Raw genomic sequence first — 15,478 nt, forward strand, 5'->3', positions numbered from 1 at the left:
ATAATTTATTTGTTCAAAAGACTGCATTTCATTAATGGAACAATTATCACTTTAACTAATTTAATTGCCTTTAATTGCCAGCTTTATGTAAAATGAAGTTTAAGATTATCAATCCGTTCTATTTCTATCCTCAATCTTTTACTTTCAAACTTTACTTTACCTAATTTCAATCTAATTTTTCATTTTCCATTTTTTCATTGTCAATTATAAAGATTATCTTTGTAACATAATTACTAAACTATTTTAACCATGAAAAAATTTGACATTCCCTCGAAGGATCAGCTTCCTTCAAATAACATTAAAACCCTTGAAAGCCTAAATAAGTCACTTGGATTTACTCCGAATATCTATTCATTTCTTGCAAATTCTCCTTCGGGATTAAACGGATTTATGGCTTTTAATCGTCTCGAAACCCTTTTTACTGAAAAGGAAAAAGAAGTAATTAATTTAACTGCCAGCCAAATGCGTAAGTGTGAATATTGTTTAAGTGCTCACACCGGTTTAGCAAAACAAGCCGGATTTACCGATGAAGAAATCATAATGATCCGTAAAGGAAAAATCGACTTTGATAAAAAATTGGCAACGCTTGCGGAAATGACTTCCGAACTTGTTAGAACCGACGGACATATTCCTGCTTCTACAATCGACAAATTTTATTCGGCAGGTTACACCGATGCTCATCTTGTAGATTTTATCAATACTGTTGCGGCAATCTCAATTACAAACTGGCTGAATAACACAATTAAACTTCCGGTAGATTTTCCTTTAGCACCTGAGATTTAATTGAAAGGAAGTCTAAAATTTATATGCGCCATACCCTGAAACAGTGGATATTAGTCACTCGCCCGTGGTCGTTTCCGGCAGCAACTATGCCGGTGCTGGTAGCTTTTTCTTTTGCTTTTCATCAGTATAAAAACAATATTATTTCTGATATTAATTGTATTGATGCGATTCTCGCTTTTCTCGGTGCGATGTTTTTTCAAGCCGCAGGAAACTTAATCAGCGATTATTATGATTTTATTAATAATGTTGATAGAAAAGAATCTTTTGGTTCAAATAGAATGGTGATAGACGGAATCTTTGAAGCAAAAACCGTTTTAAAGTATGGTCTGATTCTTCTGTTAGTCGGTTGTATAATCGGAATTTATCTCTGTTTCCAAAGCGGGATCTATTTGTTGTTTATCGGATTAGCAGGCGTAGTGGGAACTTTATTTTATTACAAATTAAAGTATCGCGCATTGGGTGATTTCTTGATTTTTTTGATCTTCGGATTAATGATAGGATTAGGAAGCTATTATGTTATTACAAGAATTTTAAGCTATGAAATACTCTTCGTTTCTGTGCCGCTCGGATTATTGATAACTGCTATTCTTCACGCAAATAATACAAGAGATATGATACACGATAAACAAATCGGTATAAAAACCTCAGCAATATTATTAGGAATTAAAGGTGCAAAAATAAAATATGCGCTTTTGTTAATTCTTAGTTATGTTATTGTTATTATTTTAATTATGATGAAAATAGTACCATATTCTTGTCTATCTGTTTTGTTAACTTTACCTTTAGCTATCAGAAACATAATACAGATGTCAAAATTTTCAGATAAATCTCCGGAAATTATTATGAGTCTGGATTCCAAAACGGCACAATTAGTTTTAGCCTTTGCTATATTATTTTCGATCTCAAATTTCGTTTTCTAATTATGAGTGAAGAAATAAACATCAACAATATAGAAGATGACAGTTCGAAAACAATAACCGGCAAAACATCCGGATTCCCCAGTCCTGCCGGCGACTATCTCGCTATCGGCATTGATCTTAACAAAGAACTCGTTAAACAGCCTGCCGCAACATTTTTCGGGAAAGCAAAGGGTAATTATACCGATAATTTCGGCATATACAATAATGATATTCTTATAATTGACAAATCGTTACAACCCAGAAACAATGATATAGTTGTATGTTATATCGACGGTGAATTTACATTAAGAAAAATTAATTTTGAGAAGAATAAAATATTCCTTAGCGATAATGTAAATAAGAAAATTCTTTTGAATGATAATATTATTATCTGGGGAGTAGTAACATATTCAATCAGAGAGTTAAGAACGGATAATTAAATTTATAGAATAATATAATGATATGAAACGGGTAGTCATATCGAATATAGCAAGATAGATTTCATCAACCGGTAGATTCCTGATTTTTGAAATATTTCATTTAATTCGAAATGATAAATATCGACCCTAAACCCTTATAATTTGAAAGTATGAAATACTTCGCTTTAGTTGATTGCAACAATTTTTTCGTTTCATGTGAAAGAGTCTTCAGACCCGATTTAAATAATCGTCCGGTGGTAGTACTTTCAAACAACGACGCTTGCGTTATTGCGCGCAGTAACGAAGCAAAAGCTCTGGGAGTTAAGATGGGAGAACCCATGTTTAAGACAAGCGGTTATTTGAAGTCAAAAAACGTTGTTTTATGTTCCTCAAACTACGAACTTTACGGCGATATGTCGATGCGAGTTATGACTTTATTGAAACAATTTGCTCCCGATATTGAGGTTTATTCCATTGATGAAGCTTTTCTCAATCTTAGCGGATTGGATAAAACACATGATTTGCTCGAATATGGAAAGAAAATCTCTGAATTTACGACACGATCTACCGGAATTCCGGTAAGTATAGGCATTGCGCCTACAAAAACACTTGCCAAATTGTGTAATAATTATTCTAAAAAAAATCCGAAAACAGCCGGAGTAAGTTTGTGGAAAGACAAAGTTTATTTTAATAATTTATACGACACGCATGAGGAGTTATTAAAAAATACTGATATAGGCGATGTTTGGGGAATCGGAAGGAAATTAAAAGACTTTCTAAATTCACATAACATTTATAATGTTTCGGATTTTGTAAGACAGGATAGGGAATGGGTACGAAAGAGTATGAAAATATCAACCGAAAGAACCTGGCGTGAATTACACGGCGATGCCTGTATAGGGCTTGAAAATCATGACGAAGCAAAGAAGCAAATTTGTACTTCACGAAGTTTTGGGAAAACAATTACCGATATTGATAACCTTTCAGATGCAATATCTTTTTTTGCATCAAGAAGTTCACATAAATTACGTGCGCAGAATTCACTTGCAAAATCTATGATACTATTCTTCAGAGTAAGTGACAAAGGCGGTTTTTACGAAAGTTTTCGTTCAACAAAACAAATCCATTTTCCGGTTGCCACCGACAGTACTTTCGAAATTATTCATTACGCTATGAAAGAACTTCAACAATTTCATCAGGAAGGCACCATATATAAAAAAGCCGGAGTAATAATTACCGAAATTGTTCCGAATGATACTGTACAACAAGATTTATTCGATGATTTAGACAGAGAGAAACATAAAAACCTTATGTTGGTAATGGATAAAGTCAATGATAGAATCGGGCAGAATACTATAAGAGTTGCAACACACGCTTTCGAAAACGAATGGCAGATGAAACGCCGGCATCTTTCACGAGCATATACAACCGACTTAAACGAAATTATTGATGTCGTAATATAATAATGCTATTAAATCAGCAAAATTATATTAAATCATCATTATAACAATGTGTACACTCTTCCTGTTCAGTTTCAAACTCAATTGTTGTATGCTTAATTCCTTCTTCATTTAAAAGATTCTTTATTTCGGTTTTAAGCTTTACCTGCAAACTATACAGATCTTTAGCATCCTTAATTACTACATGCATGCTTGCAATATTATATTCACTGTCGAGACTCCAAATATGAAAATCATGAACATCAACAACATTAGGAATCTTAAGAACCTTTTCTCTTAATTCAATAACATCGAGATCCGAAGGAACTCCCTGCAAAATCACTTTGAATGTAACTTTCAAATTCTTATACACATTATAAAGTACAAAACATGAAATTCCTATCGACAATAGCGGATCAAGAATCGGTAAATCAACAAAAAGCATGACAATACTAACAATAAGTACAGCCGCCCAACCCAAAACGTCTTCTAAAAGATGTAAAGAAACAACTTTTTCATTAACTCCTTTTCCTTTTCTGGTGCGTAAAACAGCTATTCCATTGATAACAACTCCTATAACTGCAAGAATAATCATTCCTTTAACGTTAACATCCTGCGGCTCCGCAATTCTTTTCACACATTCGATTATCACAATTATTGACCCCACTAAAAGTATTGTGGAATTAATCAAAGCACCCAATAGTGAGAAACGTTTATAGCCGTACGTAAATTTTTTATTAGGAGATTTCTTAGCAACTTTCTCGAAGTACCAAGCTAATCCTAAAGAAATCGAATCGCCGAAATCGTGTAAAGCATCGGAAATAATTGCAACACTGTTAGTTATTAATCCGCCGATAATCTCAATTACTGTAAAAGAAAGATTTAAGAAAAAAGCTACGGCAATATTTTTACTGCTTGAATGGTCATGACCGTTATGACTGTGCAAATGATTATGTGAATGATTATGTGACATAATTTATAAAATTGATATTATCTTGTTAATTTCTTCGGAGGAGAAAGGATCTTCATGATATTCCGTATCCTCAGGTTCAAATTGCAACTTTGTTTTTAATCTGTGTTTGATCATTATAAATGCTTTATCATGATCAAAAGCAAGTTTGGGTAAATTATTGATTTTAAACCATTGAGCTTTTGTAGCATCATCACAGCCACTTACATTCCGATCTTTGAATTTCATTAAAGAATAGAAAATTATAGACACTACCCTTTCCCTCGGATCTCTATGCACGGCAGAGAAAGCTTGCAGTTGCTGGATTTTCGAAATGGAAAGCCCTGTTTCTTCCTTTAGCTCACGGACTGCAGTATTTTCAGCAGGTTCATCAATCTCCATAAATCCGCCCGGAAAAGCCCAATAACCTTTATAAGGCTCATTACCGCGTTCAATCAGCAATACAAATAATTCCTTTCCGTCGAACGCAAACACAACACAATCAGATGTAACCGAAGGGTGCGGAAACCGATAACAATATTTGGCTTGCATATAAAATTAATAATGGGCAAAGTTATAAATTATTTATATAAATCAATTTTAAAATTATATAAAAGAATCTTATATTTGCACCTAATTTTCATTAAAGCTGCATGACAGAAAAAATTCTATTCATTATCAATCCTATCTCAGGCACAGGAAAGCAAAAGGCTATAATTAATAAAATAGATTCACATATTGATAAAAGTAAGTTCGAGTATAGTATTGTTTGTACTGAATATGCACATCATGGAATGTTAATTGCCGAGCAAGCCGTAAAAGACGGAATAGATATTATTGTTGTTGCCGGAGGCGACGGTTCAATAAATGATGTTGCAAATGCTTTAATCGGAACCAATATTCCATTAGGAATAATACCTGTTGGCTCCGGAAACGGATTAGCTCGTTTTTTAAAAATTCCTTTGGGTATTGTTCGCTCATTAAATGTGATAAATAACTGTAAAACCATTGATATTGACACTATAAAAATCAGTTCCAATAATAATTTTGAAAGATTTTATACCAGTATTGCAGGTATCGGTTTCGATGCTTTAGTAGCTCAAAAGTTTTCCAAAACCGAAACCAGAGGTTTTAACTCTTATATGGATATAATTGTTTCCGATTATCCTTCATATAAACCAAAAGATTATAAATTGGTTCTTGACAATAAAAAAGAAATAGACACAAAAGCTTTATTGATAAGCTTTGCCAATTCAAATCAATACGGATATAATGCGGCAATAGCACCTGATGCATCCATAACCGACGGATATATTGATATCAGTATCGCGAAAAAGATTCCCCTTGTTATTCTTCCTTTTGTTTCACAAATGCTATGGACAAATACTGTTTATTATTCAAATTATGTGAAGGATTATAAAGCTAAAAAGATAAAATTGACAAGCAAAGACACTTGTATAAATGTTGACGGCGAATCTTTTGATATCGGAGAAGAAATTGTATTAGAGAATTTTCCACATTCGTTGAAAATTATTGTACCGTAAAAAGGAAAAAATAAATGGGCAATGGTAAAATTACATGAAAGTTGAAGACTATAAAAATAAAACTACATTTATATGAAAAATTCTAATAAAAACGCTTATTATATGACGATAATAGGCGTATTGTTTTTTATTTTCGGCTTTGTAACCTGGCTGAACAATGTATTAATTCCTTTTTTAAAACTGGCATGCGAGCTTACAGACTTTCAAGCATGGTGGGTAACTTCAGCATTTTATATTGCCTATTTCTTCATGGCAATTCCCTCCTCTTACGTACTGAACAAAACAGGTTATTCTAAAGGAATTTCATTGGGATTAATAATAATAATGGTAGGTTCGCTTATATTTATTCCGGCGGCAACAAGCAGAAGTTATTTTGTATTCCTTATTGCATTATTTACACAAGGAGTCGGTTTGTCATTGTTGCAAACGGCAGCCAATCCGTATGTTACTATACTGGGACCGATTGAGTCGGCAGCACGGAGAATGAGTATCATGGGAATTTGTAATAAAGTTGCCGGAATGATAGGTATTTTATTGCTTTCGAGCCTTCTGTTCGGCGGAACTTCACATATCATTGAAGAAATAAATGTTTTCAAAAACTTGGAAGAAAGCGGAATTATTCTCAATGCCAATCAATTAATTGAAAAAACCGCCCTTCTTGATCAACTTGCTCGGAATGTTATCATTCCGTATATCGTAATGGCCGTCATTTTGTTTATACTTGCCATAATGGTTAATTTCTCAAAATTACCGAATATTGAAATAGAAGAATCCGAAGAAGTTAAAAGTTCCAGCAAACCGATTTACAAATATCCTTACATGATTTTAGGTGTTATTGCACTTTTCTTCTATGTCGGCGTTGAAGTTATTGCTATTGATTCTCTCAATCTGTACGGACAAGAACTCGGTTATACAATTGATCAATCCAAATATTTCGGAACTGCAAGTCTCGTTGCACTCACAATCGGCTATTTACTCGCAATTGTTTTAATCCCGAAATATATTGACCAGCGCAAAGCCTTGATTTTCCAGACTTGTCTCGCAATTATATTAGTTATTGCGGCTGTCTTATTAAAAGGACTTCCTTCCATCATCTGTGTTGTACTTTTAAGTTTCACACACGCAATAATGTGGCCAGCAATCTGGCCTCTATCATTAGACGGCTTGGGCAGTCACACGAAATTAGCGTCGGCATTCCTAATCATGGCAATTGCCGGCGGCGCAATATTACCTCCGATATACGGCGCACTCGCAGATGTTTTCACCCGTCAAACCGCATATTGGATTATGATTCCTTGCTATCTGATAATTCTTTTCTTTGCCGTTTACGGTTGGAAAATAGGGCGAAATAAAGTCTAAGAATAAAAAGTGTTTGATATTATATATTCATTAATTAGTATATCGATTTAACATGGCAGACAAAGTACTGATGGCAATGAGCGGAGGTATCGACAGCAGTGTTGCTTCAATATTATTAATGCGAGAAGGTTATGATCTCGTTGGAGTTACTTTCACGGCTTTCGATATAACAAATGATGAAGGCAGTAAAGTCTGCGGTAATTTAAATGCTGCTAACGATGCAAAGAATTTAGCGAAACAACTCGGATTCGAACATCATGTTCTTGATGTTCGAAAAGAATTTAAAGATATTGTTATTTCGGATTTTGTTGAAGAATATTTAAACGGAAGAACTCCGAATCCGTGCGCTCTTTGTAATTTTACAATAAAATGGGGATTGCTTCTAAAACTCGCCGATAAGCTTAATTGCAAATATATTGCAACCGGTCATTACGCAAATATCGTCAATGAAAAAAACAGATATTTTCTGAAAAAAGGGATAGATCAGGCAAAAGATCAAACCTATTTTTTGTGGCGATTATCTCAGGAACAACTTTCAAGAACAATTTTTCCTTTGGGAAATCTGAAAAAACAAGATGTCCGGGAAATTGCTTCGGAAAACGGATTTAAAATATTATCGGAAAAAAAGGAAAGTCAAGAGATTTGTTTTATTCCTGATAACGACTATAGAAAATTCTTAAGTGAAAATGTTGAAAACATAAGCATTTACGGGAAAGAAGGGAATTTTGTAGATACAAACGGAAGGATTCTCGGGAAGCACATCGGATTATATAATTATACAATCGGACAGCGAAGAGGTCTCGGAATTGCTCTCGGCACTCCAATGTATGTTATCAGACTTGACAAGGAACGAAATGAAGTTATTTTGGGTTCGAAGGAAGAATTGTTCGGAACCGAAGTTATTGCATCACAAATTAATCTGATGAAGTACGAAAATATTGAAGATGGTAACGAATTTCAAACACGTGTAAGATATAGAAGCAAAAGTTCGCTTGCCAAGTTTAAAAATTTAGAGAATGGAAAACTTCTAATAGAATTTTTCGAACCTGTTGAGTCAATTACTCCCGGACAAAGTGTTGTATTTTATGAAAACGATAACCTAATTGGTGGCGGGATAATTGAAAGTGCCGGTTATTTTTGCGAATTACTATGATAATGTGTTGATTATTCTTTATCATACCTATATCTGATATCTGAAGTTCGTCTTATTTAAGTTTTGCGTCAGCAGCGAGGAAATTGTCAATATATAAACAGAAGGTAATCAAAAAAATATAATATGAAAATTAAATTTATTTTATTGTTTTTATGTATTTATACATATTCATTTTGCCAAAACAGAATTAAAATTGATTTTAACAATACGACTTCTGGAGATTATGATTTAATGATAAATGATATATTGACAAATAATGGATATGATAGTTTCATTGATTATCAACCTGAAAAATCGAACCATTATTATGATTTACTTATTAAGTATAATACAACATCTCATGATAATTATGATGAATTGAAGTCATTTTCATTAGCTCTGTATGATTCAACTGGTAATAGATTGAATGAAATAACAAAAAATATTTCATTTTTTAACGTTAAGATAAATGAATATAAGAAAATATCAGAAGGCCTTAATTCATTGTTAGAGAAACGTCTTAAATACAAAAAAAATGACTCTTACAAGAAAGTAAAATACTTTAATATTACTTTTAATATACACAAATTAGATTCAGCAACTTATTCAATAGTAGCGAAAGGAGCAGGAAGCGAATCACTTGCCGATGTTGAAGATGCCTTTTTAACAAAAGCAACTGAATATCTGAGCGATTTTGATTACTATTTTAAGAATAACAAATATAAATATCACGCTCCTGGGCCTTATTCATTTGTACCGCATACAGGTTATATCGTTATCGGAATAATTAAAGGTAATTCTACGAATAATAATCACATCATGAAACTTAAAGAAAAACCTATTGAGTTCATAAAAGAATTTGAGGAAGAAGATATTTAGTTATAAAAAATTTAATTTTTATGGTCAAATGAAAGAAAATAAATATGACGAGTCAGTATTTTTTGAGCAATATAAAAAAATGAACCGTTCCCTGAAAGGTCTTGAAGGTGCCGGCGAATGGTATATTCTCAAGGAAATGTTACCAGATTTTACTGGAAAAGAAGTTCTGGATTTAGGTTGCGGATTTGGTTGGCATTGCCGGTACGCAATGGAAAACGGAGCAAAGTCGGTAATCGGAATTGATATTTCCGGAAATATGCTTAAAGAAGCAAGGAAAATTAATAATCTGAAAGGTATTGATTATATAAAAAAAGCTCTTGAAGAAGTTGACTACCCTGCTGAAAAATTTGATATTGTACTTAGTTCTTTAACTTTTCACTATATTGAATCACTTGATATTATAAATCAAAATGTTTATAAATGGCTTAAACCTAACGGGAATTTTATTTTCACGGTCGAACATCCGGTTTTTACGGCATTCGGCAGTCAGGATTGGATATATGGAGATAATGGAGAAAAATTGTTTTGGCCTGTTGACAATTATTTCATGGAAGGAAAAAGAGAAGCTGTATTTTTAGGAGAAAATATTATTAAATATCATAGAACTTTGACCACGTATTTAAGCGGTTTACTCAAACAAGGTTTTAAAATCAAAGAAATTAACGAACCTAAACCAAGCGAAAAAATGTTGAACGAATTATCGGAAATGCAAGATGAATTACGTCGCCCGATGATGTTGTTGATTTCCGCAGAAAAATAAAAACAATATCCAACAATCATATTGTTTAAATATAAACATTATCACCTCCGCATAAACGGTAATGTAAATTTATAAGAACATCATCACGTAGGAAGTATTTGAAAACCATCGCTTCGCCAATATATCCGGCATTAAGCACATTTTATAAATTTTAACCTTAATTTCTTCTTAACATTTTTTTTATTTTCCATAATTAATTATATTTGCAATCAAGATTATTAATAAATTTATATTACCCTTGTAATATAAATTATCTTAGCTCTTTTAAATAATCCGCATTAAACAATAAAAATATAATTTTATGAAAAACTTCCTCAAACTATTTCTTCTTTCATTTATTCTTGTTATTGCATTTTCTTGCATAAATGAAAAATATCCTTATGAAACGGTTAAAAACGATCCGCTAAAAACAAGAATCTATACTTTAGATAACGGCCTCAAGGTTTACATGTCAATTAACGACGAGCAACCGCGTATTCAAACTTATATTGCCGTTAAAGTAGGAGGAAAAAACGATCCTGCCGAAACCACAGGTTTAGCACATTATTTCGAACATCTTATGTTTAAAGGAACTGAACTATTCGGCACGCAAAATTATGAAACTGAAAAACCTTTGCTTGATGAAATCGAAGCGCTGTTTGATGTTTACAGAAACACTACAGACGAAAATGAACGTAAAGAAATCTATAAGAAAATAGACAGTATCAGTTTCGAAGCATCCAAGATTGCCATTCCTAATGAATACGACAAATTAATGGCTGCAATAGGCGCAAGCGGTACAAATGCTTCAACAAGTTTCGACAGAACTGTTTATACGGAAGATATTCCAAGTAATCAAATTGAAAATTGGGCAAAAATACAATCGGATCGTTTCAAAAACAATGTTATCAGAGGTTTCCATACTGAGCTTGAAACTGTTTATGAAGAAAAGAATATGTCATTGACAAATGATAGCAGAAAAGCTTATGAAGCAATGTTGCAAGGATTATATCCCAAACATCCGTACGGACAACAAACTGTTCTCGGCACACAAGAACATCTTAAAAACCCGTCAATAAAGAATATCAAAAATTATTACAGAACATATTATGTGCCTAATAACATGGCAATTTGTCTTGCCGGTGATTTTAATCCTGATGAAATGATTGAAATCATTGATAAATATTTCGGAGATATGCAGCCGAATAATAATCTTCCTAAATTAAATTTCGAACCGGAAAAACCTATCGAAAAACCTGTTATTAAAGAAGTTTACGGTTTAGATGCGGAAGTTATTCAAATTGCATGGAGAACGGATGGCGCCAAAAGTAATGACGCTATTATTGTTGAATTAATAGGAGCTTTATTATCCAACGGAAAAGCCGGATTGATAGATGTTAATTTAAAACAAACTCAAAAAGTGCTTTCTGCTTGGGCTTCGGGATACTGTATGACGGATTACGGGATGATAAGTTTGACAGCAAGACCTAAAGGCGGTCAAACTCTTGAAGAAGTGAGAGATCTTCTGCTTGCTGAAGTAGAGAAACTTAGGAATGGTGAATTTGACGAAAATCTGATTTCTTCCATCATATCAAATTGGAAACTAAGTACACAAAGGCAGTACGATACGAACAGAGGTCGTGCCAACGCTTTTGTAACAAGCTTCATTAATGATATCGAATGGAAAGACGAAGTCGAATATTACGACAGAATAAGTAAAATCACAAAACAAGATATTATCAACTATGCAAATAAAAATATCAAAGACAATAATTATGTAGTGGTTTACAAACGTGAAGGCAAAGATCCGAACGAGCAGAAGATTGCAAAACCGGAAATTACCCCGATAGCAACAAATAGAGATGCCGCAAGCGCTTTTCTCGAAGAAATAAAAGCCTTCCAAGCCAATCCAATTACTCCGGTATTTCTTGATTTTAATAAAGACCTCAGCATTTCTAAAGACAATAATAAAATGGAAGTGCTATACAAACATAATAAAACTACGGATTTATTTAATTTATATTACAGATATAAATTCGGCACAAATGAAATTCCAAAATTAAGCATTGCAGCAGACTACCTGAAATACCTCGGTTCATCTACAATGTCTTTGGAAGAACTAAATAAAGCATTTTATGATATTGCCTGCGGTTTCTCAATATCTTATTCCGAAAATGAATGTTATATAAGTTTCTCCGGTTTAAATGAAAACATGCCGAAAGCTATAAAACTTTTCAATGATTTTATTAATGATATTCAACCCAATGAAGAAGCTCTCAAAAATCTAAAAGCCGATTTATATAAAAGTCGAAGCGACTCGAAACTCAACCAAAACACGAATTTCTCCGCTTTACGTAATTACGCAATGTATGGGAAAGATTACGTAACCGCAACAACCTTAACTAATGAAGAAATTGAAGCTACATCATCTGACGAATTACTTAAGTTAATTGACGAGTTGCTGGGATATGAGTATAAAACCCTGTATTATGGCCCTTCTACCGAACACGAATTGCTTGCAACAATTAACAAAAATATTTTCGTTAAAGAAAATTTAAAACAGGTTCCGGCAGAAGTAAAATATTATCCTTTACAAACCGAAACCAATTCGACTTTATTGGTAGAATACGATGCGAACCAGATTCGTTATGCACAAATTTCCAATAAAGGCGAAAAGTATGATTTAAGTAAAGAACCTATTATTCTGTTATACAGCGAATATTTCGGCGGCGGAATGAATGCTATTGTTTTCCAGGAAATGCGTGAAGCCCGCGGATTGGCATATTCTGCCTATGCTTATATGATTTCTCCAAAAGACCTCAACGATACTTACACTTTCCAAGCTTTTATCGCAACTCAGAATGATAAGTTCAATGATGCAATTGAAGCTTTTGATGATATTATTAATAACATGCCGGCAAGCGAAGTTGCATTTGACATTGCAAGACAAGGATTGTTAAGTAATTACGAAACGCAGCGTGTAACAAAGATGAATGTACTGTGGAATTATTTAAGAGCAAAAGAATTGGGCTTTGATTTCGACAGAAGACAATATTACTATGAAAACTTTCAGAAATTAACTCTTGATGATGTTGTAAAATATCAACAAGAAAATATCAAAAACAGAAAATACACTTATTGTGTGTTAGGTCGTCAAAGTGATTTACATTTAGATAAATTGAAATCTTTGGGTTCAGTGAAGACTTTGAGCAAAGAAGATATTTTCGGGTATTAAAATATATATCTTTAAATATGTTTATCTTATAGAATTTAAAAATTAATCTCATAAAACCGTATTAAAATTATTGTAAAATAAACCTATTTTGTCATGAAAAACCTATTTATTTCTCTACTATTTATTTGTTCGTGCAATTTTATTTTCGGGCAAAATTTTAATCTTAATATTAATAACAAGGGTAATCGCTTACAAACTTATCCGAATATTATTCAAGCTAATCAGGAGATAATTGATATAATTAATCTGGTTGATACAATAAACTTAGAAAATGATATCCGCTGGATGCAAAACTTGGAATGCAGAGATGCTCAATCTACAGAAGCATTGCAAACTCAGAATTGGCTTATTGAGAGGTTTGAATCATTAGGTCTTGAAACTTATATTCATTTTTTCCCTTGCGGAGATAATTATTTGGGTTATTGCACGGAACAATATTGTAATGGCGACACTTTAGATGCCGGGAATGTTGTAGCAATTCAATACGGCTCAAAATATCCCGATGAAATAATTATTGTTTCATCTCATTACGACCATCCCGACGGCCCCGGCGCCGATGATAATGCTTCCGGTACGGCAGGTGTTCTTGAAACGGCAAGAATATTAAGTCAATACGAATTAGAACGTACAATAATGTATGTTCCTTTTAATGCCGAAGAATATTGGATGGTAGGAAGCATGCCTTTCGCTCAGAAATGTGCTATGGAAAATTTAAACATTCTCGGCGTTTTTAATTATGATATGATCGGTTTCTTTCCTGAAGGAATGGGAGATATAACTATGAGTAGCGGCTCATCTCCTATTTCCCAACAATTATGGGAATATTATTACAAGGTCGCCAACATTTATGTTCCGGACGTACCTACTTTTAGATTTACCGCAGGCGATAGTTACGGCGGCGATCACATGCCTTTTAATATTTATGAATACCCCGCCTTATATATTGGCGATACTGAATATCATGAACTTCATCCTTGTTATCATGAATTGTGCGACACAATCGGAAATGGCGTAAATAGCTTCCCACTTGCTGAAGCTTTTGTTAAAGCCGTTACCGCAGCCACTATCGAACTTGCAAACGGATATTTACCACCACAAAATTTTGCGGCAATTCCTTCCGAAAACAATATTTTTCTAAGTTGGGATGAGGCAGATAATTCTTCATATAAATTATTTAAAGATAATCTTTTAATTGCCGAACTTGATGAAAATTTTTATATTGATGAGAATGTTGTTCAAGGGATCGAATATGAATATTATGTTATTGGAATCAGAAATGATAACATAGAAAGTGGAGAATCTAATCATGATGCAGCTAAAATCTCAGAAACATTAGTCCTACCCTATTATAATAATTTTGAATCTGAAGATGATTTGATGGATTTTCGTTTTAACGATGAAGAGTGGAATTTATACGGAGCTTCTCCCCAGTCCGGTAATTTTTGTATAACAAATATATCATCATATCTTCCGGATAATTATTTAACATTAGTGGAATTACGATGGTTTTCAATTCCTAATACAATTACGGATATTAATTTAAATTTCTATTATCGCGGAACGATTTCCGGAATCTGGCACAATTCAAATCTTTTCGTTGAAGTTACTACCGACAGAAAAAGATGGGATAAGCTGTTAAAATTAAATGGAGCACAAGCGCAATGGAAATTATATGAAATATCATTAAATGATTATATCGATAATGATTTTGTCCAAATAAGGTTTAGACTCGAATCATCGGGGGCAGAAGATTGGAACTTTATTAAAAAAATTTACATTGATAATCTTTCGATTGATTATTCATCGCCCGGGCAAGCTGTTGAAACTTATGAAATATTAAAATTCGAAGATATTAATATTTTCCCAAATCCATCAAATGGGGAATTTAATATTCTTACAAGTTTGAATAAAGAGTATAATATTGCTGTTTATAATCTTTCGGGAATAAAAGTTTATGAAATTAATAATTTTAAAGACGGAAAATTAGATTTAAAGCATTTAAACAGCGGAATGTATTTTGTAAAAATCAACACAGGTAAAAACAGTATTGCAAAGAAAATACTAATCGAATAATAGGTTTAAGTAATAACTTTAAACCATC

13 protein-coding genes are annotated in these 15,478 nt (G+C 33.0%); 11 read left to right on the forward strand and 2 right to left on the reverse strand.

The features are described from left to right. The first annotated feature begins 249 nt into the window (after window positions 1-249). The 4 genes from LBP67_01225 (at window position 250) to LBP67_01240 (ending at window position 3,564) form a co-directional block, all read left to right on the forward strand. Window positions 250-783 (forward strand): carboxymuconolactone decarboxylase family protein, encoded by a 534-nt coding sequence (locus LBP67_01225; protein MDR2083601.1) that lies wholly within the window; start codon window positions 250-252, stop codon window positions 781-783. A gap of 23 nt (window positions 784-806) precedes the next feature. Next, window positions 807-1,703, forward strand: a complete 897-nt coding sequence (locus LBP67_01230) for a prenyltransferase (GenBank protein ID MDR2083602.1) — start codon at window positions 807-809, stop codon at window positions 1,701-1,703. Window positions 1,704-1,705: 2 nt separating this feature from the next. Further along, complete coding sequence (gene umuD, locus LBP67_01235) at window positions 1,706-2,122, forward strand: translesion error-prone DNA polymerase V autoproteolytic subunit (protein ID MDR2083603.1); 417 nt, start codon at window positions 1,706-1,708, stop codon at window positions 2,120-2,122. Window positions 2,123-2,271: 149 nt separating this feature from the next. Beyond that, on the forward strand, window positions 2,272-3,564 hold the full coding sequence (locus LBP67_01240) for a Y-family DNA polymerase (GenBank protein ID MDR2083604.1): 1,293 nt from the start codon (window positions 2,272-2,274) through the stop codon (window positions 3,562-3,564). Window positions 3,565-3,586: 22 nt separating this feature from the next. Here LBP67_01240 and LBP67_01245 read toward each other — a convergent pair whose 3' ends face one another. Next, window positions 3,587-4,513, reverse strand: coding sequence for a cation diffusion facilitator family transporter (locus tag LBP67_01245; GenBank protein ID MDR2083605.1), 927 nt, complete (start codon window positions 4,511-4,513; stop codon window positions 3,587-3,589). Window positions 4,514-4,516: 3 nt separating this feature from the next. Further along, window positions 4,517-5,041, reverse strand: a complete 525-nt coding sequence (locus LBP67_01250; protein MDR2083606.1) for an NUDIX hydrolase — start codon at window positions 5,039-5,041, stop codon at window positions 4,517-4,519. A gap of 101 nt (window positions 5,042-5,142) precedes the next feature. Here LBP67_01250 and LBP67_01255 point away from each other — a divergent pair, with 101 nt between their 5' ends. The 7 genes from LBP67_01255 (at window position 5,143) to LBP67_01285 (ending at window position 15,450) form a co-directional block, all read left to right on the forward strand. Continuing rightward, window positions 5,143-6,033, forward strand: a complete 891-nt coding sequence (locus LBP67_01255; protein ID MDR2083607.1) for a diacylglycerol kinase family lipid kinase — start codon at window positions 5,143-5,145, stop codon at window positions 6,031-6,033. Window positions 6,034-6,105: 72 nt separating this feature from the next. Beyond that, complete coding sequence (locus LBP67_01260; GenBank protein MDR2083608.1) at window positions 6,106-7,392, forward strand: sugar MFS transporter; 1,287 nt, start codon at window positions 6,106-6,108, stop codon at window positions 7,390-7,392. A 52-nt stretch (window positions 7,393-7,444) separates the two neighbouring features. Further along, complete coding sequence (gene mnmA / locus LBP67_01265; GenBank protein ID MDR2083609.1) at window positions 7,445-8,545, forward strand: tRNA 2-thiouridine(34) synthase MnmA; 1,101 nt, start codon at window positions 7,445-7,447, stop codon at window positions 8,543-8,545. A 123-nt stretch (window positions 8,546-8,668) separates the two neighbouring features. Then, window positions 8,669-9,403, forward strand: a complete 735-nt coding sequence (locus LBP67_01270; GenBank protein ID MDR2083610.1) for a hypothetical protein — start codon at window positions 8,669-8,671, stop codon at window positions 9,401-9,403. Between the two features lie 28 nt (window positions 9,404-9,431). Then, window positions 9,432-10,163, forward strand: a complete 732-nt coding sequence (locus tag LBP67_01275; protein MDR2083611.1) for a class I SAM-dependent methyltransferase — start codon at window positions 9,432-9,434, stop codon at window positions 10,161-10,163. Between the two features lie 301 nt (window positions 10,164-10,464). Next, a complete protein-coding gene (locus tag LBP67_01280; protein MDR2083612.1) occupies window positions 10,465-13,377 on the forward strand; it encodes an insulinase family protein in 2,913 nt (970 codons plus the stop codon). Between the two features lie 93 nt (window positions 13,378-13,470). Beyond that, entirely contained in the window at window positions 13,471-15,450 is a 1,980-nt protein-coding gene (locus LBP67_01285; protein ID MDR2083613.1) for a M28 family peptidase, read from the forward strand. Window positions 15,451-15,478 lie beyond the last annotated feature (28 nt).

This window comes from Bacteroidales bacterium, from assembly GCA_031276035.1.
GTDB lineage: Bacteria > Bacteroidota > Bacteroidia > Bacteroidales > BM520 > RGIG7150.

Coding starts and splice junctions, on each gene's coding strand:
- LBP67_01225 (MDR2083601.1), top strand. CDS start 250: ATGAAAAAATTTGACATTCCCTCGAAGGATCAGCTTCCTTCAAATAAC.
- LBP67_01275 (MDR2083611.1), top strand. CDS start 9,432: ATGAAAGAAAATAAATATGACGAGTCAGTATTTTTTGAGCAATATAAA.
- umuD (MDR2083603.1), top strand. CDS start 1,706: ATGAGTGAAGAAATAAACATCAACAATATAGAAGATGACAGTTCGAAA.
- LBP67_01280 (MDR2083612.1), top strand. CDS start 10,465: ATGAAAAACTTCCTCAAACTATTTCTTCTTTCATTTATTCTTGTTATT.
- LBP67_01250 (MDR2083606.1), bottom strand. CDS start 5,041: ATGCAAGCCAAATATTGTTATCGGTTTCCGCACCCTTCGGTTACATCT.
- LBP67_01245 (MDR2083605.1), bottom strand. CDS start 4,513: ATGTCACATAATCATTCACATAATCATTTGCACAGTCATAACGGTCAT.
- LBP67_01285 (MDR2083613.1), top strand. CDS start 13,471: ATGAAAAACCTATTTATTTCTCTACTATTTATTTGTTCGTGCAATTTT.
- LBP67_01270 (MDR2083610.1), top strand. CDS start 8,669: ATGAAAATTAAATTTATTTTATTGTTTTTATGTATTTATACATATTCA.
- mnmA (MDR2083609.1), top strand. CDS start 7,445: ATGGCAGACAAAGTACTGATGGCAATGAGCGGAGGTATCGACAGCAGT.
- LBP67_01230 (MDR2083602.1), top strand. CDS start 807: ATGCGCCATACCCTGAAACAGTGGATATTAGTCACTCGCCCGTGGTCG.
- LBP67_01260 (MDR2083608.1), top strand. CDS start 6,106: ATGAAAAATTCTAATAAAAACGCTTATTATATGACGATAATAGGCGTA.
- LBP67_01240 (MDR2083604.1), top strand. CDS start 2,272: ATGAAATACTTCGCTTTAGTTGATTGCAACAATTTTTTCGTTTCATGT.
- LBP67_01255 (MDR2083607.1), top strand. CDS start 5,143: ATGACAGAAAAAATTCTATTCATTATCAATCCTATCTCAGGCACAGGA.